The sequence below is a fragment of the Streptomyces sp. NPDC102360 genome (assembly GCF_044766085.1).
Classification (GTDB): domain Bacteria; phylum Actinomycetota; class Actinomycetes; order Streptomycetales; family Streptomycetaceae; genus Streptomyces.
On record NZ_JBIWLG010000003.1, the window covers coordinates 527,020 to 548,591 of the forward strand.

18 protein-coding genes and 1 pseudogene are annotated in these 21,572 nt (G+C 70.9%); 3 read left to right on the forward strand and 16 right to left on the reverse strand.

Annotated features, from left to right (window positions below; all coding sequences use genetic code 11):
• Positions 1–33 precede the first annotated feature (33 nt).
• From ACIRHA_RS16775 to ACIRHA_RS16805, 7 genes are all read right to left on the reverse strand, one after another.
• Positions 34–870, reverse strand: coding sequence for an ABC transporter ATP-binding protein (locus tag ACIRHA_RS16775; protein WP_403845721.1), 837 nt, complete (start codon positions 868–870; stop codon positions 34–36).
• Entirely contained in the window at positions 867–1,751 is an 885-nt protein-coding gene (locus ACIRHA_RS16780; RefSeq protein WP_403845724.1) for an ABC transporter ATP-binding protein, read from the reverse strand. The genes ACIRHA_RS16775 and ACIRHA_RS16780 overlap by 4 nt, the downstream gene beginning before the upstream one ends.
• Entirely contained in the window at positions 1,748–2,620 is an 873-nt protein-coding gene (locus tag ACIRHA_RS16785; protein ID WP_403845726.1) for an ABC transporter permease, read from the reverse strand. Before ACIRHA_RS16785 ends, ACIRHA_RS16780 begins: the two co-directional genes overlap by 4 nt.
• A 6-nt stretch (positions 2,621–2,626) precedes the next feature.
• A complete protein-coding gene (locus ACIRHA_RS16790; RefSeq protein ID WP_403845728.1) occupies positions 2,627–3,634 on the reverse strand; it encodes an ABC transporter permease in 1,008 nt (335 codons plus the stop codon).
• A 5-nt stretch (positions 3,635–3,639) separates the two neighbouring features.
• Positions 3,640–5,175, reverse strand: coding sequence for an ABC transporter substrate-binding protein (locus ACIRHA_RS16795; RefSeq protein ID WP_403845730.1), 1,536 nt, complete (start codon positions 5,173–5,175; stop codon positions 3,640–3,642).
• 420 nt (positions 5,176–5,595) lie between these two features.
• Positions 5,596–6,519 carry a DsbA family protein gene (locus tag ACIRHA_RS16800; protein WP_403845733.1) on the reverse strand — a complete coding sequence of 308 codons (924 nt, stop codon included), beginning with the start codon at positions 6,517–6,519 and terminating at the stop codon, positions 5,596–5,598.
• Complete coding sequence (locus ACIRHA_RS16805; protein WP_403845735.1) at positions 6,516–6,962, reverse strand: RrF2 family transcriptional regulator; 447 nt, start codon at positions 6,960–6,962, stop codon at positions 6,516–6,518. Before ACIRHA_RS16805 ends, ACIRHA_RS16800 begins: the two co-directional genes overlap by 4 nt.
• A gap of 138 nt (positions 6,963–7,100) precedes the next feature.
• On the opposite strand from ACIRHA_RS16805, the gene ACIRHA_RS16810 reads away from it, so the two are divergent.
• Positions 7,101–7,616 carry a cupin domain-containing protein gene (locus ACIRHA_RS16810; protein WP_403845737.1) on the forward strand — a complete coding sequence of 172 codons (516 nt, stop codon included), beginning with the start codon at positions 7,101–7,103 and terminating at the stop codon, positions 7,614–7,616.
• A 22-nt stretch (positions 7,617–7,638) separates the two neighbouring features.
• Complete coding sequence (locus ACIRHA_RS16815; protein ID WP_403845741.1) at positions 7,639–8,568, forward strand: aldo/keto reductase family oxidoreductase; 930 nt, start codon at positions 7,639–7,641, stop codon at positions 8,566–8,568.
• Positions 8,569–8,647: 79 nt separating this feature from the next.
• Here ACIRHA_RS16815 and ACIRHA_RS16820 read toward each other — a convergent pair whose 3' ends face one another.
• The 4 genes and pseudogenes from ACIRHA_RS16820 to ACIRHA_RS16835 form a co-directional block, all read right to left on the reverse strand.
• Positions 8,648–9,877: an MFS transporter gene (locus ACIRHA_RS16820; protein ID WP_403845743.1), complete on the reverse strand. Its 1,230-nt coding sequence runs from the start codon at positions 9,875–9,877 to the stop codon at positions 8,648–8,650.
• A 160-nt stretch (positions 9,878–10,037) separates the two neighbouring features.
• Complete coding sequence (locus tag ACIRHA_RS16825) at positions 10,038–10,952, reverse strand: collagen binding domain-containing protein (protein WP_403846496.1); 915 nt, start codon at positions 10,950–10,952, stop codon at positions 10,038–10,040.
• 27 nt (positions 10,953–10,979) lie between these two features.
• Positions 10,980–13,184: pseudogene (locus ACIRHA_RS16830) on the reverse strand (MMPL family transporter); the annotation flags it as partial.
• Positions 13,185–13,298: 114 nt separating this feature from the next.
• Positions 13,299–13,856, reverse strand: coding sequence for a TetR/AcrR family transcriptional regulator (locus tag ACIRHA_RS16835; protein WP_403846500.1), 558 nt, complete (start codon positions 13,854–13,856; stop codon positions 13,299–13,301).
• A 180-nt stretch (positions 13,857–14,036) separates the two neighbouring features.
• Here ACIRHA_RS16835 and ACIRHA_RS16840 point away from each other — a divergent pair, with 180 nt between their 5' ends.
• The gene (locus ACIRHA_RS16840) at positions 14,037–14,441 is read left to right on the forward strand and encodes a GNAT family N-acetyltransferase (RefSeq protein WP_403845745.1); all 405 of its coding nucleotides are present in this window, start codon (positions 14,037–14,039) and stop codon (positions 14,439–14,441) included.
• 17 nt (positions 14,442–14,458) lie between these two features.
• Here ACIRHA_RS16840 and ACIRHA_RS16845 read toward each other — a convergent pair whose 3' ends face one another.
• The 5 genes from ACIRHA_RS16845 to ureA are packed head-to-tail and all read right to left on the reverse strand — an operon-like array spanning position 14,459 to position 21,512.
• Complete coding sequence (locus tag ACIRHA_RS16845) at positions 14,459–16,144, reverse strand: thiamine pyrophosphate-dependent enzyme (RefSeq protein ID WP_403845748.1); 1,686 nt, start codon at positions 16,142–16,144, stop codon at positions 14,459–14,461.
• Complete coding sequence (locus tag ACIRHA_RS16850; RefSeq protein ID WP_403845751.1) at positions 16,141–17,475, reverse strand: MFS transporter; 1,335 nt, start codon at positions 17,473–17,475, stop codon at positions 16,141–16,143. The genes ACIRHA_RS16845 and ACIRHA_RS16850 overlap by 4 nt, the downstream gene beginning before the upstream one ends.
• Positions 17,472–19,190, reverse strand: a complete 1,719-nt coding sequence (locus ACIRHA_RS16855; protein ID WP_403845753.1) for an amidohydrolase — start codon at positions 19,188–19,190, stop codon at positions 17,472–17,474. Before ACIRHA_RS16855 ends, ACIRHA_RS16850 begins: the two co-directional genes overlap by 4 nt.
• A gap of 19 nt (positions 19,191–19,209) precedes the next feature.
• Positions 19,210–20,895, reverse strand: coding sequence for an urease subunit alpha (locus ACIRHA_RS16860; RefSeq protein ID WP_403845755.1), 1,686 nt, complete (start codon positions 20,893–20,895; stop codon positions 19,210–19,212).
• Positions 20,892–21,512 carry an urease subunit gamma gene (ureA, locus tag ACIRHA_RS16865; RefSeq protein WP_403845757.1) on the reverse strand — a complete coding sequence of 207 codons (621 nt, stop codon included), beginning with the start codon at positions 21,510–21,512 and terminating at the stop codon, positions 20,892–20,894. Before ureA ends, ACIRHA_RS16860 begins: the two co-directional genes overlap by 4 nt.
• Between the last annotated feature and the right edge of the window lie 60 nt (positions 21,513–21,572).

Sequence of the window (21,572 nt, forward strand, 5' to 3'; positions counted from 1 at the left end):
TGTGCCTCTCTGTGGGAGCGGGCGACGGGAGGCTCAGGCGGGCAGCAGGGCGCGCAGCGCCTGGCGTTCGGCCCGGGTGGCCGGGGCGCCGTGCAGGGTGGGTGCGGAGCCGAGCAGGAGACGCGTGTAGGGGTGCCGCGGCTCGTTGACGACGGTGTCCGTCGCACCGGTCTCGACGAGTTCGCCGCGATACAGGACGGCGACGCGGTCGGCGACACCGGCGACCGAGCCGAGGTCGTGGGAGATGAACACCAGCGCGGTGCCGTCCGCGCGCAGCTCCTTGAGGATCTCCAGGATCTGGACGCGGTTGGCGGAGTCGAGGGCGCTGACGGGTTCGTCGAGGATCACGAGGCGGGGGCGTGTCACCAACGCCCGTGCCACGGCGACGCGTTGACGCTGGCCACCGGAGAGTTCGCCGGGAAGCCGGCTCAGCAACTCCTCGCTCAGGCGCACCCGTTCGAGATACTCCCGGATCCGCTCGGCCGCCTCGGCGCGCGGCACTCCGCCGACCTGCAGCGGTTCGCTCAGCGACTCCTCGATGGTGAGGTCCGGGTCGAGGCTGCGCAGCGGGTCCTGGAAGACGTACTGGATCACGCCTCGGCGGCGCAGGCCGCGCCATTGGCGGCGGCTGTGGGCGGTGACGTCCACTCCCCCGACGGTGATGGTTCCGGAGGTGGCGGGGACGAGCCCGAGGACGGCGCGGGCGAGGGTGGACTTGCCGGATCCGGTCTCGCCGATGAGCCCGAGTGTCTCGCCGGGCGCGACGCTGAGCGAGACGCCGTGCAGGGCCTGGCGGCGGCGCCGGCGTGGGCCGTAGTGGACGTCGAGCGAGGTGATGTCGAGTACGGAACGCGGGGTGGTGTCACTCATGAGTCCCCCTCCAAGGAAGCGGCCGTCGTGCGGAACCTTTCGAGGCCGTACAGCTCGTGTTCGGCGATGAGCAGCCGGGTGTACTCGTGCCGCGGGGCGTGCAGCACCTCGCTCGTGGGGCCCTGTTCGACGACGGTGCCCTCCTTCATGACCAGCACCTCGTCGCACAGTTGGGCCACCACGGCGAGGTCGTGGGAGACGACGACGAGGGCCAGGCCCGCGCGGTCGCGCAGGTCCGCCAGGAGGTCGAGGATTTCCGCCTGGACCGTGACGTCGAGTGCCGTCGTGGCCTCGTCGGCGATGAGGATGCGGGGCTCCGCGGCGATCGCGGTGGCGATCAGGACGCGTTGGAGCATGCCGCCGGAGAGTTCGTGGGGGTACTGGTCGTAGCTGAGTTCCGGGTCGCGCAGGTGCACGGTGCGGAGCAGCTCGACGGCCCGTTCCCGCGCCTCGCGCCGTTTCAGGCCCTTCTTCACGCGAAGCACCTCGGCGAGCTGTGCTCCGACGCGGATCGAAGGGTTGAGGTAGGAGGCCGGGTCCTGGAAGACGGCGGCGATGGTGGTGCCGCGCAGCCGGGTCCACTGCTTCGGGGTCAGGGTGGCGGTGTCGGTGCCGTCGAGTTCGACGTGGCCGCCGGTGATCTCGAAGTGCGGTGGCAGGATGCCGAGCGCCGCCCGGCAGGTGAGGGTCTTGCCGCTGCCGGACTCGCCGACGATGCCGATCGTCGTGCCGGGCCGGAGGTCGAGGCCGACGCCGTGCACGATCTCCCGGCCGGTGGCCGTGTCGGCAACGCGTACGTCATGCAGGGACAGCACGGGGGCGGCCCGGATGTCGTCTTCGTGCTTCCGCTCGTGGGCGAGGCCGGTGGGCGCTGTGGTCATGTCGTACCTCCGGCGGGGGCGGTCTGGTTCCTGCCGACGCCGACGGGGGTACCGGCGCTCGCGGCCGTGCCCGATACGTCGCGGATCGCGTCGGCGAGCAGGTTCGCGGCCCACACCGTCGCCATGATCAGCAGGGCGGGCGGGAGCGGGGCCCAGGGCTGCTGGCCGAGGTAGCCGAGGTCGGAGGCGAGCAGCCCGCCCCAGGTGGGTTCGGGCGGCTGGACGCCGATGCCGAGGAACGTCAGGCTCGACACGATCACGAAGCCGGTGCCGATGGTCTGCGCGAGGGCGACCGCGAGCGGCGGCAGCACCTTCGTCCAGACGTGCCGCCGGACGATCCAGCCGATCGAGGCCCCGGAGATCAACGCGGCCTCTACATACGGGGATCGGGCCACCGCCAATGTGGCGGCGCGGGACACCCGGTAGAACAGCGGGGACACCAGGGCGCCGGTCACGAGCATCGCCTGGGTGATGCCGTTGCCGAGCAGGGCGATCACCGCGACCACGAAGAGCAGGAACGGCAGCGCGACGAGGGTGTCGGCGAGGCGCAGTGTCAGCCACTCGAAGACGCGGCCGAGGTACACCGACAGGATGCCCGGAATCGAGCCCACGACCAGTGCGGTCAGGGCGACTTCGAGCGAGCCGAGGACACTGACACGGGACCCGTCGAGGAGCCTGCTGAGCACGTCGCGGCCGAGGTAGTCGGTGCCCAGCCAGTGCTCCCACGAGGCGGCGGCGAGGGTGTCGCCGCTCGTCGCGAGGGGGCTCTGCGGGGCGAGCAGCGGGCCGAGGACGGCGAGCAGCGCGACGACGGTGAGGATGACGACGGCGATGCGGCCCGTGGTGAGGGCGAGTATGCGTCGGATCATGGTGGCTCACACCCCCCGCTGGGCGGCCGGCGTCACGCGCGCCAGGACCAGGTTGACGATCAGGTTGAAGCCGACGACGAGGACGATCGACACGACGAGCACTCCCTGTACGGCGGGTACGTCGCCGGCCTGCGCGGCGTCGTTGGCGAACCGGCCGAAGCCCTGCAGGCCGAAGATCCATTCGGTGACGACGGAGGCACCCACGAGCGCGGGAAACTTCAGGCCGAGGGTGGCGAGCGTCGGGCCGAGGGCGTTGCGCAGGACATGGCCGAGGAAGATGCGGCGCGGGCTGAGTCCACGGACCACGGCCCCGGTGACGTAGTTCTCGGTGGAGGCGGCGATGAGGCTCGTGCGCAGCTGGCGTGCCACGTCGGCGACGACGTCGCAGCTGAGTGCGAGGGCGGGCAGCAGGATGTGCAGGGACCACGGCCCGAATCCCTGGGCGGGCGGCACGTATCCGGCGGACGGGAACCAGCCGAGACCGACCGCGAACACGGTGACGAGGACGATGCCGACGACGAACGCCGGCATCACCGAGATCACGGTGACGAAGCCGGTGACCGCCCGGTCGATCCAGGTGGTCCGGCGCAGCGCGGCCACGGTGCCGAGGACGAAGCCCAGGACCACGCCGATGACGAGCGCGGCGCCGGCCACGGACAGGCTCACGCCGAGGCCGGTCCCGATGAGGGTGGAGATGTCGGAGCCGTTGGTCCAGCTGGTGCCCAACTGGCCGTGCAGGACGCCGTTGAACCAGTCGCCGTACTGGGCGAGGAAGGGCCGGTCGAGTCCCCACTGGGCCTCGACGCGGGCGATGGCCTCCGGGGTCGCGTTCTCCCCCAACTGGATGCGGGCCGGGCTGAGTCCGCTCATCGAGCGCAGCGCGAACGTCACGAACGTCGCCACCACGAAGACCGGGATGAAGATGGCCACGGAGCGCCCGACGGTGGCCAGGACGCGGCCCAGGATGTGTGCGGTTCTCTTGCGCGTGTGAGTACTTATTTGCGTGTCAGGCATGCCGCTCACGACCCCGGCTTGATGGTGACGCCGGTCCAGTCGATGTGTGCCGGGTTCTTCGGGAGGCCGGAGACCGTCTTGCTCTTGGCGATGAGGTTCGGCTGGGAGTAGGTGAAGACCAGTGCCTTGCTGTGCAGTCCCGCACGGGTCGCGGCCTGGAGGACCTTCGGGTAGTCGGGGTCGTCGATGCGGGTCTCGCGGACCTTCGCGATGGCGTCCTCGAAGCCCTGCGGCTCGTACGGGGTGCTGAGGTTGAGCGGTCCGTCGGGACCGAAGTGCGCGGTGAGGGTCTGCGCGGCGGAGTCGCGTCCGGTCGTCGAGTACAGGGAGAACGTCAGGTCCTTCGCGAAGAACGGTGTCGCCCAGTTCTTGTCGATCTTGATGTTGACCTTGATGCCGACCTTGGCGAGCTGCGACTGCACGATCTCGGCCTCGGGCTGCTCCTCCGGGATGACGAGGTCGAGCTTGATGTCACCCGCCTTGTAGCCGGCGTCGGCGAGGAGCTTCTTGGACTTCGCCGGGTCGTACGGGTAGGCGTTCGCCGACTTCGGGTCGTAGGCCGTGTATCCCTTGGGGAACGGCTGGTCGGTCTCCTCCCCGTAGCCGAACGTCAGCTTGTCCACGAACTCCTGACGGTTGATCGCATGACGGACCGCGTCGACGACCTTGTCGTTGTCGAACGGCTTCTTGTTGACGTTCAGGCTGATGTTGGAGGCGTTGAAGCCGGGCTGCACGAAGACGTCGAGTCCGGCCTTCTTGGCGGCGTCGGCCTGGCTGGGCTCGATGTCGGCGAAGTTGTAGACGCCGGTCTGCAGGCCGGAGACGACGGTGGAGGCGTCGGGCGCCGAGGTCAGTTCGACCTGGTCGATGTGGATGTTCTTGGCGTCCCAGTACTTCGGGTTCTTCTTCAGGACGGCCTTGGTGCCGGGGATGAGCTGGGTGACGGTGAACGGTCCGGCGCCGACGGGCCGCTGGTCGAGCTTCGCGGGCGACTTGGCCGCCTTGGGGCTGGCTATCTGGAGGACGCGCTGGCCGAGCAACTGCGGTATCTGGTAGTCGACTTGCTTCAGGTCGACGATCGCGTCGAGCCCCTTCGCGCGCACCGATTCGATCGACGTGAGGTCACCGAACAGGGCGGAGTTCTTCTGCTTCTTGGCCCGCTCGATCGCCGCCTTGACCGCGGCCCCGTCGACGGGTTCGCCGTCGCTGAACTTCTGTCCCGGGCGCAGGTGGAACGTGATCTGGTCGCCGCGCTTGTTGTAGTCCCAGCTCTTGGCGAGGTCGGGGACCGCGTCGCCCTTCTCGTCCGTGCGGGTCAACGAGGCGTAGACCATGGAGAGTTCACGGAACTGGGCGCCGCTGCCACCGACCACCGGGTCCCAGTGGGTCGGGAAGTAGGTGGAGGTCCACTTCAGGGTTCCGCCCCCGCCCGTCGCCGAGGCGCTGTCGCCACCGCATCCGCTGAGGGTGGAGACGAGGAGGAGGGCGGCCCCGGCGGCCGGGACGGCGGCCTTCAGGGTGCGTCGGCGCGTTCTGGGCATGGGGCGTCCGGACATGAGTGTCTCTCTGCGACGGCTCCCGCGCTTCGAGGGCAGCGCGAAGGAGCGAAGGACAAGGCACGCGCAGCCACCCCACGCAGTGCGCAGGGGCACACCGGTGGGCAGGGCAGAACGCGGTGAAGGAGGCATGACGGATGAGCGGCTCGAAGAGCCGGCCGTCAGGAAGCGGCGCCCGCGGCATCCGCAGAACGGGATCCGGGCACGCTCGAAGCTACATGGAGGCAGGGAGGGTCAGCGACAGAGTGCGCTACACGTGCGCCGCAGGTCCACGTAGCGGCACACCACGCCGGGGTGCGTCGTCAGCATGCTGCACATCCTGACCTGCCCGGCACCCGACTGTCAATGGACACCAATTGGTGTCTCATTACGCGGGACGCGTCGATGTCGCTGGTCAACGCGTTGTCAGCGGGCAGGAGTTGTCGCGGGTCGCGTCGCCGGATGCGTCTCGGCCTCGCTCGGGCACAGCCACAGCGGGCCGTTCGCGGTGTCGGTACGGACCGCGTCCGGGGGCGGCCAGGGACCGCACACCAGGGCCGTCCGCTCGGGTTCGGTCAGGGTGCGGTGGTGGCGCAGCACCTCACCAGCGGGCCCCGGCCGCACCGGTGCCATCAGGCCGGGACTCAACTCCTCCACGGCCGCGGCATACTCGTCGTACGGCCGCCATCCCGGCACCGCCCGATACCCCGCCTCCCCGCGCACCAGCACCGTGGGCAGCGCGTACCGCAGCCCCGTACCGTCGTCCGTCTCCTTGGCCGCGCCGGGGTGCGGCGTGTCACCAGGCGGTGGCGCGAGGACCTCGGGGACCGGCCGCCGGGCCTCGGCCCGATCGGCAACGACCGCCTCCCGTACGGATTTTGACGCGGCATCACTGACCAGCCGATCGGGATCCAGTCCGGGTACGTCGCGTACGGCGCCCAGGGCGAGGTCGAGCGTGTCGGCGGGCTCCCCCAGGACGAAGACCGTCTCGCGCAGGCGGCGCAGCGCTCGCGCGGCCACCTTCTCCCCCTGGGCCTCCGCGGCCTTGGCCACCAGGGACGAGGGCCAGGAGCTCGCCGCGACCCGGCTCAGGCGGGCGGCGTACGGGGCCCGGGTGTGCGCGCCGATCTCCTCGACGTAGCGCGCGTACCAGGCTGTCTCCGCGGCCAGGTCGGGGGCCGGGTCATCGTCGTCGTCGAAGAGGATGCAGTACACGCGGCGCCAGCGGGCCCGCCCCTCCAGCGCCTGCCGCAGCCTGCGGAAGGTCGGCTCGGAGCCCCAGGCCCAGGGGCACAACGGGTCGGTGTACTCGACGACTTCGAGCCGCGGGGCCACCGGTACGCCGCTCACGCGACGCCCCGGGCGGCCACGGGCTCCACCCCGTCCCCAGCCTCGGCCTCCGCCAGAAGCGCCGCCACGGTCACCCCGCCCAGCACGGCGGCGGCGTCCGCCTCGATCCGCCGCCACACCTCCGGCAGCCCTCGCGCGGCACCGGCATAGCCGAGCCCGGACAGCGGCTCGCCGCGCAGGGTGATCAGCTCACCGTCGACGGCACGGGTGACATCGAGCAGCGTGATGGCATCGGCCGGCACACCCAGCCAGTACCCGCCCACGCAGCCGCGCTGGCTGCGCACGAGGCCGGCCCTGCGCAGCTCGCCCACCACCGATTTGAGGAACCGGAACGGAATCCCCTGGGCGTCGGCGATGGCCTCGCAGGTCAGCGGCTGGTCGGGGGCGCGGGCAAGCTCGAGGAGCGCGCGCGTGGCGTAGTCCGCCTTCGCGGAGATATGCATGGCCACATGATGCCCGAAGACCGCGGCGTGGCAAGGTCCGAACGCATCCCGCCTCGAACATTGCGGGAACATTGCCGCAGGTGAGAGCCAATGGACACCTCTTGACATCTTTTCTGTCGCCGCTCTAGCGTCGACACCATGACCGAGCCGTTGACGACACCCGGTGAGGGCTTCCACCCCCATCTCCACGACGCCCCGAACTCCGCCTCCGCTCCGCTGCGTTCGCGGCTGCACCACATCCGCGCCGACGCCCTGGACGGCGACACCGCGCAGAGCGGCGGCATGCGGCGCTTCGCCGCCGTCAGCGGGAACACGGTGGGGTCCGAGAAGCTGTGGATGGGCCAGACCCATGTCGCCCCGTCGACCGCGTCCTCCGACCACCACCACGGCGAGTCCGAGACCGCGATCTACGTGGTGAGCGGACACCCGGAGTTCGTGTTCCTCGACGACTCGGGCGAGGGCGAGGACGGCGAGGAGGTCAGGCTGCGCACCTCGCCCGGCGACTACATCTTCGTCCCGCCCTACGTGCCGCACCGCGAGGAGAACCCCGACCCCGCCGACGAGGCCGTGGTCGTCATCGCCCGCAGCACGCAGGAGGCCATCGTGGTCAACCTGCCGAAGCTGTACGCGCTTTCGGATCCCGAGGAGTCCTGACCGGCTCTGCGAGGATGGGGCCATGAAATCGATCTCCTTCCCCGGTGCCAAGGCGCCGTCCTCGAACGTCGTCCTCGGTCTGATGCGCATCGCCGAGATGGGCGACAAGGACATCCGCGCCCTCTACGACAGCGCCCGCGACGCCGGGATCAACAGCTTCGACCACGCCGACATCTACGGGCCCACGCGGCACGCCTGCGAGGAGCGCTTCGGGCAGGCGGTCACGCTGAGCGCCGCGGAGCGCGAGTCGATCGTCATCCAGAGCAAGGTCGGCATCCGCCCCGGCTTCTTCGACTTCTCGCGTGAGCACATCCTGCGCACCGTCGACGAGTCCCTCGCGGCGCTGCGCACCGACTACCTCGACATGCTGCTCCTGCACCGCCCCGACACCCTCGTCGAGCCGGAGGAGGTCGCGGCTGCCTTCGACGAGCTGCACGCGGCGGGCAAGGTCGTGAACTTCGGCGTCTCCAACCACACGCCGGGCCAGGTCGAGCTCCTGAAGTCGGCGGTGCGTCAGCCGCTGGTCGCCAATCAGGTCCAACTGAGCATCACGCACGCCCCGTTGATCGCTCAGGGCGTCGCCGCGAACATGGCGGGGCTCGACCAGTCGGTGAGCCGTGACAACGGACTGCTCGACTACTCGCGGCTCAACAAGATGACGTTGCAGGCGTGGTCGCCGTTCCAGAAGGGCTTCTTCGACGGCGTCTTCGTCGGCGACCGTGAGAACTATGCGGAGCTCAACACCGCGCTCGACGAGCTGGCTGCGAAGTACGAGGTGACACCGACCGGCATCGCCGTCGCCTGGATCACCCGGCACCCGGCCGACATGCAGGTCGTGCTCGGCACCACCAACCCGGGGCGGGTCGCCGAGTCCGCGGCGGGCTCGGAGATTCCGCTGACCCGCGAGGAGTGGTACCGGCTGTTCCGCGCGGCGGGTCACACCCTGCCGTAGGGCCTTCCGGCGGATCCCGCCGCAGTCGCGGGCCGTAGCCGCACCGGGCCCCGCCTCCAGAGGCGGGGCCCGACCGCGGTCAATCGCAGTGCTGCCGCGACCGCTCGGCATCGGTCTTCGAGGCCACCTTCGCCGGGGAGCGGGCCCCCACCGCCGGGGCGAGGAAGACGGCCACCGTAGTGAAGGCGAGCACGACCACCATGGCCGTCCGCAGCCCGTAGTGGTCCCCGAGGAAGCCGAGGCACGGCGGTCCGACGAGGAACGCGACGTAGCCGAGCATCGCCACCAGGCTCACCCGCGCCGCCGGGTTCTCGCCCGAGTCACCGGCCGCCGAGAGCGCGACGGGGAAGCCGAGCGAGGCACCGAGCCCCCAGAACAGCACGGCCGCACTGGCGAGGACGGCGGAGTCGGAGAAGACGACCAGGGCGATGCCGAGGGTCGCCGACACGGCGCTGGCCCGCACGACGGGCCCCCGGCCGAGCCGGTCGATGAAGAATCCCCCGACGAACCGGCCGATCGTCATCGCGGCGGCGAAGCCGGTGTAGACGGCGGAGCCGAGCGCGGCGTCCATGTCGTGACCGTCGACCATGAGCAACGGCAGCCAGTCGTTCGCCGCTCCTTCGGCGAGCGCCATCGCGAGGATGATGCCGCCGAGGAGCAGCAACTGCCGGTCCCGCCACACTTTCGCCTTGGACGCGCCGTCCGCGGAGCCCTCCGTCGGAGCACCGCCCGACGCCTTGCCGACTCCGGCGGGGATGGCCCGGATCGCGTAGCCGAACATGGCGGTGGTGACCACGGCGACGGCGATCAGGTGCCACTGCACGGGGAAGTCGACCGCCGTGCACAGGATGCCGACCGCCGCTCCCACGACCGTCCCCAGGCTGAAGAAGCCGTGCAGCGTCGGCAGGACGGTGCGCGCGGTGATCCGTTCCACCTCGGCGCCGTCGATGTTGATGGCCACCTCTCCCCCGCCCATTCCGGCGCCGAAGAGGAGCAGTCCCGCGGTGACGAGGGGCGCGGACGAGGCCATCGCGCCGAGTCCGATGACCGCCATGCTGACGGTGATCAGCACCGTCGCCACGCCCATGACGGGCCGCGAGCCGAACCGGGCGACGAGCGTGCCGGAGCACAGGATGCCGATCATCGAGCCGACCGAGAGCCCGAAGAGGATGAGCCCCATCTGCGCGGTCGACGCGCCCAGTTGATCCCGTACGTCGGGGGTGCGCGTCACCCACGACGACATCGACAGGCCGGGTATGAGGAAGAAGAGGAACAGTGCCGTCCGCCTGCGGCGGGTGTCCAGGTCCATCGGTTGCGTGCTCTCTCTTGCGTGGAGATCGAGAAAAGGATCATCGCCACGCTCCCACATCCGGGGAGGCGGCGGGCCCGTGCTGCTGTTCCGCGCATCAGTAGGGGCGGCGCCCACCTGCTTCGGTGGACGCCGCCCCTGGACTGCTGCCGTAAGGGAGTTACGCCTCCGGGTGCGCCAGCCGGATGTCGAGATCACCGGGCTCGGCGTCGCCCACCCGCAGCGTCTGCGCGGCCGGCGGGTACCCCGTCGCGATGACCGAGTAGTCGCCCGCGTCCAGGTCGGTGAACGCGTACGCGCCGTCCGAGCCGGTCGTCGTCGTGGCGATCACATTGCCCGCCGCGTCGACCAGGGTGACCCGGGCGTCGGCCAACGGGCCGTCCTCCGTGCCGGCCCGGACCACTCCCTGCACCCGCTTGCCGACGCCGAGCACGAGCTCGACCCGGGTCACTCCCTGCGCGCCGGTCTCCACCTGCTGCGCCGTGGGCCTGAAGCCCGGCGCGTTGACGGCGAGCGTGAACATGCCGTTCACCAGGCCGCCGCAGGCGAAGTCGCCGTGCAGTCCGGTGCGCGCGGTGGCCACGACCTCGCCGCGGACATCCGTCACGACGACCAGCGCCTCGGGCACCGGACGGCCGCCGGACTCGCGCACAAGGCCCGCGAGGCCGCCGGTGCCGGTGAGCACGATGTCGTGGGAGAGGAGTTCCCCGTCCACGGTGACCGTCGAGGCCTGCGGCTGGTGCCCGTCGGCCGCGACGATCAGCACGTAGGTTCCCGCGCCGGGTACGTCGAGGCTGTAGGCGCCGCCGGAGTCGGTGACGGAGCGGCTGATCTGCCGGCCGCCGGTCGAGATCAGCGTGATCGCGGCGCGTGCCACGACCTCGCCGCCGCCGGTGCGGACGGTTCCGAGGATGCCGTTGCCGTTCGGGGTGAACGACCGTGCGTCCCCACCGACTTCCGCGGACGACGCCGTCGCCAGGTGCTTCTGCGGCTGCGCCGCTCCCTGCGCGCCGACCGAGGCCGTCACGAGCTCGCGCTCCGGCTCGGTCGGGTGCGGGACGGCGCCTTCGGGCACCTCGTCGACGGGCCGCGCCGCGCGGGCCTCGTCGAGCTCGCGCAGGCCCTCGCCCTCGACGTCGACGTTGGGCAGCGCGCGGTCCAGCCACTTGGGCAGCCACCAGGCGCCGCGTCCGATGAGCGCGAGGACCGCCGGAACGATCGCCATGCGCACGATGAACGCGTCGAAGAAGACGGCGATGGCGAGTCCGAAGCCGATCATCTTGATCATGGATTCGGTCGAGCCGATGAAGCCCGCGAACACGGCCATCATGATGACCGCGGCCGCCGTGACCACGCGGGCGCTGTACCGGAAACCGGTGACGATCGCCTCCTTGGCGCTCTCCCCGTGGACGTACGCCTCGCGCATCCGCGTCACGAGGAAGACCTCGTAGTCCATCGCGAGGCCGAAGACGACACCCACCATGAAGATCGGCATCATCGACATCACGGGCCCGGTCTCCTCGACGCCCATGAGGTCGGCGAGCCAGCCCCACTGGAACACGGCGACGACGGCGCCGAGCGCCGCGAGGACCGACAGCAGGAAGCCGAGCGCGGCCTTCAGCGGCACCAGGATCGAGCGGAAGACGACGATCAGGAGCAGGAATGCGAGACCGACGACGAGCCCCAGGTACGGCAGCAGCGCGTCGTTGAGCTTCTGCGACACGTCGATGTTCATCGCGGTGGAGCCGGTGACCATCAGCTCGGCGCCCGAGTCGGCCTTGAGTCCTTCACCCGCGTCGCGGATGTTGTGCACCAGGTCCTCGGTGTCCGTCGAGGTCGGCTTCGACTTCGGGACCACGCTGAGCATCGCGGTGTCACCGGACTTGTTGAACGTCGCCGGGGTAACCACGGCGACGTCGTCGAGTCCCTTGACGGTCTTGGTGACATCGGCGACGGCCGCCTTCGGCGCGTCGCTGCCCTTGGCGTCGACGACGACCATCAGCGGCCCGTTGAAGCCGGGTCCGAAGCCTTCGGAGAGCAGGTCGTACGCCTTGCGCTGCGTGGTGTCGGTGGGCTGCGAACCGTCGTCGGGCAGGCCGAGTTCGAGGTCCATCGCCGGTACGGCGGCCGTGCCCAGGGCGATCACGCCGAGCAGCAGCACGGCGACCGGGTGCTTGACGACGAGGCGCGCCCAGCGGGTGCCCAGGGCGGGCTTGGGTTCGGCGTGCTCCCCGTGGACGTGGCCCTGCTCCTGCGCGGTGCGCTCGGCCTTGCGTTCCTTGCGCTTGCTCTTGGCCCCGGCGGGGCGCACCCGGCGCCGGGCGATGCCGAGCAGGGCGGGGATCAGGGTCAGTGCGACGAGGACGGCCACGACGACGGTCCCCGCGGCCGCGAAGCCCATCTTCGTCAGCATCGGGATGTTCACGACGGCGAGGCCGACGAGGGCGATGACGACGGTCAGTCCCGCGAAGACGACGGCGGACCCGGCTGTGCCGACGGCCCGGCCGGCGGCTTCTTCGCGCTCGCGCCCCTCGGCCAGTTCGGCCCGGTATCGCGTCACGATGAACAGCGCGTAGTCGATGCCGACCGCGAGGCCGATCATCATCGCGAGGGTCGACGTCGTGGAGTCCAGTTCCAGCGGCTTGGCGAGCGCGGTGATGGCGGAGACACCGATCCCGACGCCGAACAGCGCGGTGAGGAGCGGCAGTCCGGCCGCGATCAGCGAACCCAGCGTGATCACGAGGACGACGGCGGCGACCACGACGCCGATGACCTCGGTCGAGCCGGTCTCGGGCACGGTCTGAAGCGCGTCACCGCCGACCTCGACGGTGAGCCCTTCGTCACGGGCGTCCTGCGCGGCGTCCTTCAGCGCGTCGCGCGAGGATTCCTCCAGCTCCATGCCGGAGACCTTGTACGACACCTGCGTATAGGCGATCTCGCCGTCGCGGCTGACCGACTTGGACGTGAAGGGGTCGGTCGCGCTCTGGACCTCGGAGCCACCGCCGAGTTCCTTGACGGTGTCGCGCACCGCGCTCTTGTTGGCGGCCGAGGTGATCTTCTCCCCGTCCGGCGCCTTGAACACGACGCGCGCGGTGGCGCCGTCGGCGCTGCCGCCGGGGAAACGTTGTTCCAGCAGGTCGAAGGCCTTCTGGGCCTCGGTGCCCGGGATCGAGAAGGAGGAGGATGCGGCCGTGGGGGCCTGGGAGGCGCCCACACCCACGGCGGCGAGGACCACCACCCAGAAGAGGGCGACGAAGTACCGTCGCCGGAAGGCGAATCGGCCCATTTTGTAGAGGAATCGAGCCACGAGGGCGTACTCCCGGTCAGGTCGTATGTGGTGCTGGGCAGGGGACTTCGGCCCGACGACGGTGAGCGGTGGCGTCAGGTACGGGGAGAGTCGGTGATGTGTGGTGGGGGGGGATCAGGCGCAGAGGGCGGGGAGTACCACTGCGTCGATGTATGAGATGAGGTACTCCTGGGTGGGCGGCAGTTCGTCGATCACACCGCGGGTCGCCATGGCGCCGACCATCATGTGCAGCGTGAAGTCCATCGCCGGGTTGTCCTGGCGGATCTCGCCCCGGGCGACGGCTCTCTGGAGGACCTGGTCCAGCTCCTCCAACTCCGGTTCGATCAGCAGCTCCCGGAAGGCGCGCAGCAGATCGGGATCACTGTGCATCGCCATCGCGAGTCCCCGCATCAGGGCGGTCGACTCCTCGACCGAGCAGTCGTCCTGACGCCGGGCCAGTGTGAGGAGATCCCCGCGCAGTGTTCCGGTGTCGATGGCGGCGATGTCGACCGGCTTGTGGTGCCGCATCGCCTTGACGACGAGTGCGGCCTTGCCGCCCCACTGGCGGTAGAGCGTGGCCTTGCTCGACCGTGTGCGGGCCGCGACGGCGTCCATGGTCACCGCGTCGTAGCCGACTTCACGCAGCAGTCCGAGCACGGCGTCGTACAACTCGGCCTCGCGCTCCGCCGTCATACGTCTGCGCCGCACGGTGCCGGTGCCACTCACGCGTTGCTCCCCCATCACTGCTGTGCGGAAATCACTGCTGTGCCGAACGAAACGGTTTCGTACGGTGGCAGACTAACCCGCCACCCAGATGAAACGAAACCGTTTCGTTAGTGTCGCGGATCACTCCCTGTGCGAGGGTGAGGCCCCATGAGCGAAGCGATCACCTGCGCATGGCGCGACCCGGTGACCGACGAGGAGATGGTCGACCTGGTCCGGTCCCATGGCGGAAATGACATCGCCGGCTGGTGGACCAAGATCCAGAAATACAGCCTCGGCTGGGCGACGGCCCGCGACACGGACGGGCTCCTCGTCGGCTTCGTGAACGTGGCCTGGGACGGCGGCGACCACGCGTTCCTCATCGACACCAAGACCCGGGGCACACACCGGCATCGCGGCATCGGCACGGCGGTCGTGCGCCTCGCGGCGTCCAGTGCGCGGGAGTCGGGCTGCGAGTGGCTCCACGTCGACTTCGAGCCCGAACTCCACGACTTCTACTTCAAGGCGTGCGGATTCCGGCCCACGGATGCGGGCCTGATCCATCTGCGCCCTTGAGTCCCGGACACAGACTCTCAGCCCTTGGCGCGTCCCCTCTCACGGAGCGAGGTGACGGTGACGCCGGGAGACAGCCGCCCCTCCGTCACCTTGAGCTGGATGATCGCCGCGCGGCCGCACGCCAGCGCACGGTCGAGGGCCGGGGCGAACTCCTCGGTCGTGGTGACCGTCTCGCCGTGGGCGCCGAAGGCGCGGGCGTACGCGGCGAAGTCCGGGTTGCCGAGGGCCGTCCCGCTCACCCGGCCGGGATACTCCCGCTCCTGGTGCACGCGGATCGTGCCGTACTGGGCGTTGTCCAGGACGAGGATCAGCGGAGCCGCCCCCTCGGCCACCGCGGTGGCGAGTTCCTGACCGTTCATCAGGAAGCAGCCGTCGCCCGCGACGGAGACGACACGCCGGTCCGGGTGCGCGATGGCGGCCGACACGGCGGCGGGGACGCCGTAGCCCATCGAGCCATTGCGCGGGCCGAGTTGGCGCATGCCGTCGCGGTATGTCAGGAAGCGCTGCGCCCAGATGGCGTGGTTGCCCGCGCCGAACGTGACGATCGCGTCGGCCGGGAGCCGACTGTCCAGGTGAGCGAAGACCTCGCCGAGGTCGAGCGGGTCGCCGTCCGGCTCCGGGGTACGGGCGGCCAGGTGCTCGGCCCTGGCCTGCTTGGTGCGCTCCGCCCAGGGCACGGGCGCGGCGGGGCGCGGGGTGCGTATCGCGGCGCCGAACGCCTCGGGCGCGGCGAGCAGGGTGAGTTCGGCGCGGTGGACGACGCCGGGCGGTTGCGCCTCGGGAAGCACCTGCACCAGGCGCGGGCCCGCGTCGTCGCCGCCGACCGTGGGCAGCGACCGGTACCCGTCCGTCGTGACGTCCCCCGGCGCCGCGCCGACGCTCACCAGCAGGTCCGCCTCGCGCACCCGCTCGGCGAGCGCCTTGGCACGCCCGTAGCCGAGGTTGCCCACGTAGACATCGGCCTCGTTGTCCATCAGGTCCTGGCAGCGGAAGTCCACGGCGACGGGCAGCGACCACGCCTCGGCCCATGCGCGTACGTCGGCGCGCGCCCGGTCCGTCCAGCGGCTGCCGCCGAGCAGCACCACGGGTCGCTCGGCGGTGGCCAACAGGCCTTCCAGTACGTCCAGTTCATCGGCCGACACCCCGCCCTGCGGCACCGGCAGCGGCTTGGCGTCGGCCACCTCGACTGTATCCGTCAGCATGTCCTCCGGCAGCCCGACGACGACGGGCCCCGGCCGGCCGCTGCTCGCGACGGCGAAGGCGCGGGCCACGTACTCGGGGACGCGGGCCGCGTCGTCGATCGTCTCGACGAGCTTGGCGTTGGTGCCGAACGTGCCCCGCAGGTCCAGCTCCTGGAACGCGTGCCGGTCGGTGTGATCGCGCGGCACCAGGCCGACGAAGAGGACCAGCGGGGTGGCGTCCTGGTGGGCGGTGTGCAGGGCGACAAGGGCGTTGGTGGCGCCGGGGCCCCGCGTCGTGAAGCACACGCCGGGGCGCCCGGTGAGCTTGCCGGAGGCCTCCGCCATGTACCCGGCGCCGCCCTCGTGGCGGCACACCACCATGCGGACCGGCGCGTCGTACAGGGCGTCGAGGACGGCGAGGTAGCTCTCGCCGGGCACACCGTAGACGGTGTCGACGTCGTGGGCCCGGAGTTGGTCGACGAGGACCTGACCACCGGTGCGGGCGGGATGCTGCACGGTCATGCGGGAACCTTTGCGTTCAGGGTGTCACTGGAGGGAAGGGAGCCGTGCCGGCGCAGCACCGTACCGGCCGCGACGGACCCGGCGACGGTGCAGGCGGCCACGAGGACGAGGAGCAGTGCGGCGCCCCACGAGGCGCCGCCCGCGGCGCCGGTGACCGAGGCCGCGATGAGCGGGATGAAGCCGCCGATGACGCCGGCGAGGTTGTACGACATGGCCACCGCGCTGTAGCGGAACTCCTCGGGGAAGAGCGAGGCGACGACCGCGCCGATCGGTCCGTACGGGATGGACAGCGCGCCGATGCCGAGCGCGACGCCGAGGTACACCAGCGGGGTCTGCTTGGTGTCGACGAGCCAGAAGGCGGGGAACGCGGCCACCATGGTGACGGCGGCGCCGACGGCGCACACCTTCCACGAGCCGATGCGGTCGGCGAGGCGGCCGCCGATGATGATGACCACGACCTCGACGACGGCGCCGACGACGGTGGCGTTGAGCATCGTCTGTTTGTCGATGCCGAGTTCGCCGGTGCCATAACTGATGATGAACGTGGTCATGAGGAAGAAGCCGCCGACGCCGAGGAGCGCGGCCCCGATGCCGACGATCATGCGACCCCAGGTACGGCGGAACGCCTCGACGAGCGGCGCGGGCGGCGGCCCGTTGCGCTCGGCGTCCTCCTGCATGGCGCGGAAGACCGGGGACTCCTCGATGCGTACGCGCATGTAGAGCGCGAAGCCGAGCAGCGGGAACGCGGCGAGGAACGGCAGACGCCAGCCCCAGGAGTAGAAGGCGTCGTCGGGCAGCATGCCGACGAGCGCGAAGGCGCCGCTGGACATCAACGTGCCGACTGGCGAGCCGAGTTGGGGCACCGAGGAGTAACTGCCGTGCTTCTCCTTCGGGGTGTGCTCCAGGGTGAGCAGCATCGCGCCCGACCACTCGCCGCCGACGGAGATGCCCTGCACGAAGCGGAGCACGGTGAGCAGGATCGGCGCCCAGATGCCGATGGTGCCGTATGTGGGCAGCAGGCCGATACAGCCGGTGGTGGCGCCCATCATGACGACGGTGATGATGAGGGACACCTTGCGCCCGTAGCGGTCGCCGATGTGGCCGAAGATCGCGGCGCCGATGGGTCGGGCCACGAAGCCGACGGCGAAGGTACCGAAGGAGGCAAGGGTGCCGGCCGCCGGGCTGAGGTCGGTGAAGAACAGCTTGTTGAAGACGAGCGCGGCGGCGGTGCCGTAGAGGAAGTAGTCGTACCACTCCAGGGCGGTGCCGCTGAACGCGGCGAACAACAGCCTTCTGATGTCCTTGAGCGGGGGCTTCTCGGTCGTGCTCACGGGGTCTCCTGGGGAGGGGCGGCCTGGGTGGCCGGAGCGGAAGGGGGACCGTGGCGTGCGGGGGTGCCAGTGAGATGGTGCGGGTCGTGGGCGGGGTCGCCGGCCACGACGGTGGCGAGGACGCCGATCGCGCCGATGCGGTCGGGGTCCGTGCGGACGGGGTCGCCGGCCAGGACGGTGAGGTCGGCCAGATACCCGGGGGCGAGCCGCCCCTTGCGTCCGCCGAAACCGGTGGCGAGGGCCGAGCCCTCGGTCCAGGCGCGCAGCGCGGCGAGGACCGGCACACCTTCGTCGGGACCGTACGGCACCTTTGTTTCGGTCAGGCGCACGACCATCGACTGGATCGCGGGCAACGGGGCACCTGGTGCCACGGGCCGGTCGGAGCTGCCGGGGACGGGCAGCCCGAGGTCGAGGAAGGTGCGCATGCGGTACGACCACGGGGTGCGCTCGGGGCCGAGCGCGGCGGCCATGGCGTCGCCGAAGGTGTGCAGGAAGTTGTGCTGCGGGACGGGGACGACACCGAGTTCGGCGAAGCGGGCGAGCTGTTCGGGGCGGACCACTCCGGCGTGCTCGACGCGGTGGCGGACGCCGGGCCGCGGGCGTTCCTTGTGGGCGCGGGCGAAGGCGTCGAGGGCCAGGTCGACGGCGCGGTCGCCGATGGCGTGCGCGGCCACCGTCCAGCCGGAGCGGTGCGCGGCGACGACGAGGTCGGTCATGGAACCGGCGTCGCCCTGGAAGTACCCAGTGGGCCTGTCTTCGTTGTGCGGACACCCGCAGAAGGGTTCCGTGACGGCCGCCGTCCTCCCCAGCAGCGAGCCGTCCAGGAAGATCTTGACCGGGCCGAGGGAGAGCGTGTCGTCGCCGAAGCCGGTGCGCATGCCGAGGTCGAGGCCGAGCGTGATGTCGTCGTCCGCGTGCGCCGTCAGCGGGTGCAGCACGTCGGAGGCGGCCATCAGCTGGGCACGGGTGTGCAACCGGCCAGTGTCGCAGGCGAGTTGGTATGCGGCCAGCTCGACCGGTGTCTGCCCGATCCAGCCGCCGCCGATCCCGGCCTCGGTGAAGCTGGTGACACCTTCGGTGAGGTAGTGCCGGGTCGCCGCGTCGACGGCGTCGGCGACGGTCTCCACCGGGTACGGCAGCACCTGGCGCTGCGCGAGGCTCTGCGCGGTCTCCTCCAACAGGCCGTCGGGGCGCCCGTGTTCGTCACGGGAGACGACGCCGCCGTCCGGGTCTTGAAAGCCTTCCTCCAGCGCCCCGGCCGCGTGCAGCACGGGCGTGTTGACGACGCAGGCGTGGCCGGAGGTGTGCTTGATCCAGACGGGCCGGCCGCCCGCCGCGCGGTCGAGGGCGTCGCGGTGCGGCCAGTGGCCCCCGCAGTTGTTGTGGTCGAGCCCGGCGCCCAGCACCCAGGCGTCCGGGGCGAGTCCTTCGGCGTGCGCGGCCACGGCGGCGTACACGTCGTCGACCGAACGGGCCGTGGAGACGTCGAGCTGGGTGAGGTTCAGGCCGAACCAGGCGGTGTGGCAGTGCGCGTCGTTGAAACCGGGGACGACGGTGGCGCCGCCAGCGTCGAGGACCTTGCGCGCGCCGAGTCCGGCCACGTCCTCGCCCAGTCCGACGACGACGCCGTTCAGGACGCCGAGCGTGGAGGCGGTGGGCCGTTCGGGGTCGAGGGTGCGGATGTGGGCGTTGCGGACGAGCAGATCGAGCTGCATCGGCGGGCCTCCGTGGACGTCAGGCGAAGTGGTGCAGCTGCGCGAGCGGCAGTTCGGTGGCGGCCGGCGTCCCAGTCTCGACCCCGTCGACGAGGACCGGCGCGGGCTCACGCGGCACCACGACCCGTGGCGTCGCCGTGTTGTGCAGCATGTCGGCGCGGGTCAGGCCGCGGCTGTCGCGGATCGGGGCGTACGTGAGCCCCTTCGGCAGTGCCGCTCGCGCGGCACGGTCGTTGAGCGCGGCCTCGGCGACGAACACCTTGGCGAGCCTGGCGGGCGCGGCACCCAGGGACCCGAAGTAGGGCTTGTAGGAACGGGGTTGGGTGAGCCGGGTCGACCCGGACCCCGAGCCCGTGTTGCCCCACGCCACGAACCCCGACTTGATGACCAACTCCGGCTTGCTGCCGAACCACTTCGGGTCCCACAGCACCAGGTCGGCCATCCGCCCGGCCTGCACGGTGCCGACCTCGTGGGCGAGGCCATGCGCGATGGCCGGGTTCAGTGTGATCTTCGCGAGGTAGCGCAACGCCCGTACGTTGTCGGGGTGTTCCACTCCCCCGCCACCGTTCGCGAGCGCCTGGACGTGGGCGAGCTGCCACGTCCTGCGCACGGTCTCGGCGATCCGGCCCATGCCCATGGAGTCGGAGTTGACGATGGAGATGGCGCCGAGGTCGTGCAGGGCGTTCTCGGCGGCGATGGCGTGCTCGCGGATCCGACCCTTGGAGATGGCGACATCGCTCGCGGAGGCGTGGTTCTGCCGGTGCACGGTCATCGTCATCGGGAACAGCTCACCGACCGTGTTCGGGGTGTACGGCACGGTGGGCGTCGTCGACGAGGGCAGGATGTTCGGCTCGGAGAGGATCTCCAGGAGGTCGGGGTGACCACCGCCGCCCTCCACGTGGTACGCGTGCACGGTGCGCCCGCGGGTGGCGCCGAGGGTGTCCCTCAAGTACCCCGACTCGTTCATGGAGTCGGTGTGCAGCGCGACCGGGAGGTCGGCCTGTTCGGCGGTGTCCAGGCAGGTGTCGATGATGCGCGGGGTCGCCCCGAAGTCCTCGTGGATCTTGAAGCCGCCGGCCCCGGCGAGGGTGATCTCGTCGAGCAGCGCCCGCGAGCTGGACGAACCGCGGGCCAGAAAGGCGATGTTGAGCGGGGTGTCCTGCCAGGCGCTCATCAGCGTATGGAGGTTGTGGGTCGGGTTGCAGCCGATCTCCCACACCCCGCCGAGCCCCATCCCGACGAGGGTGGTGACTCCGGCGGACAGCGCGGCGGGCGCGACCTCGGGCGAGGACAGGTGGACGTGGCTGTCGACGACGCCGGGCGTGGCGATGAGCCCTTCGCCAGGCACCACCGAGGTGTGCGAGTCGATGGCGTACTCGACGTCCATCACGTCCGGGTTGCCGACGCCTCCGACGGAGACGATCCGGCCGTCCTTGATGCCGATGTCGGTCTTGCGCACGCCGAGCACCGGGTCCATGAGGACGACACCGGCCACCACCATGTCGAGGGCGGAATCGCGGTCGGAGCGCGGCGAGGCGAGGAGTCCGTCGCGGACCGTCTTGCCGCAGCCGCCGAGGAGTTCGTCGCCCGGGGTGCCGTCGTCGGCCTCGACCTCCACCCACAGACAGGTGTCTCCGAGCCGGATCCGGTCGCCGGTCGTGGGCCCGTACAGGGCGTGGTACGTGCGGCGGTCGACGCTGGTCATGCGCGCTCCTCGGTCGTACGGGTCTTGCGGTCGGCCGGAGTCCTGTGGCTTGCGGGGATGACGACGACCTCGCGCCGCTCGCCGGGTTCGAAGGCGAGGGCGGTGCCGGCGGCGATGTCGAGCCGCAGCCCGCGGGCGGTCTCGCGGTCGAGTTCCAGCGCCTGGTTGGCCTCGTGCAGCGGGTAGTGCGAGGAGATGTAGACGACGCGGTCGCCGGTGTTGCGGAGGGTGAGCGTGGAACGCGGGCGGCCCACGTTGATCTCGACGGGTGGCGCCTCGGCGGTGCGCACGGCGCCCGGCCCCTCGGGACTCGCGGGACCGATCGGGCGGTCGACGGCCACCAGTGACGTGCCGCTCGGGAACAGCGCCTCCACTTGCACGGTCGTCACGATGTCGGCGACCCCGTCGAGCACGTCGTCGACGGTGAGCACCCGCTCCGCCGCCTCGATCACCTCGTCCAGGCTCAGCCCGTCCCAGGCGGCCTCCAGGATCTCGTCGCAGATCAGGGCGATCGCCTCGGGGGCGTTGAGCCGGCGCCCGCGCGCGCGGCGGCGGCGCGCGAGTTCGGCGACGGTGAACAGCTGGAGCCGTTCCTGTTCGCGAGGGGTCAAGTGCACGGTCGGCTGGCCCTCCTGGTCGGCGGGCCCCGGACGCTTCGCCCAGGGATCGCACCAGGA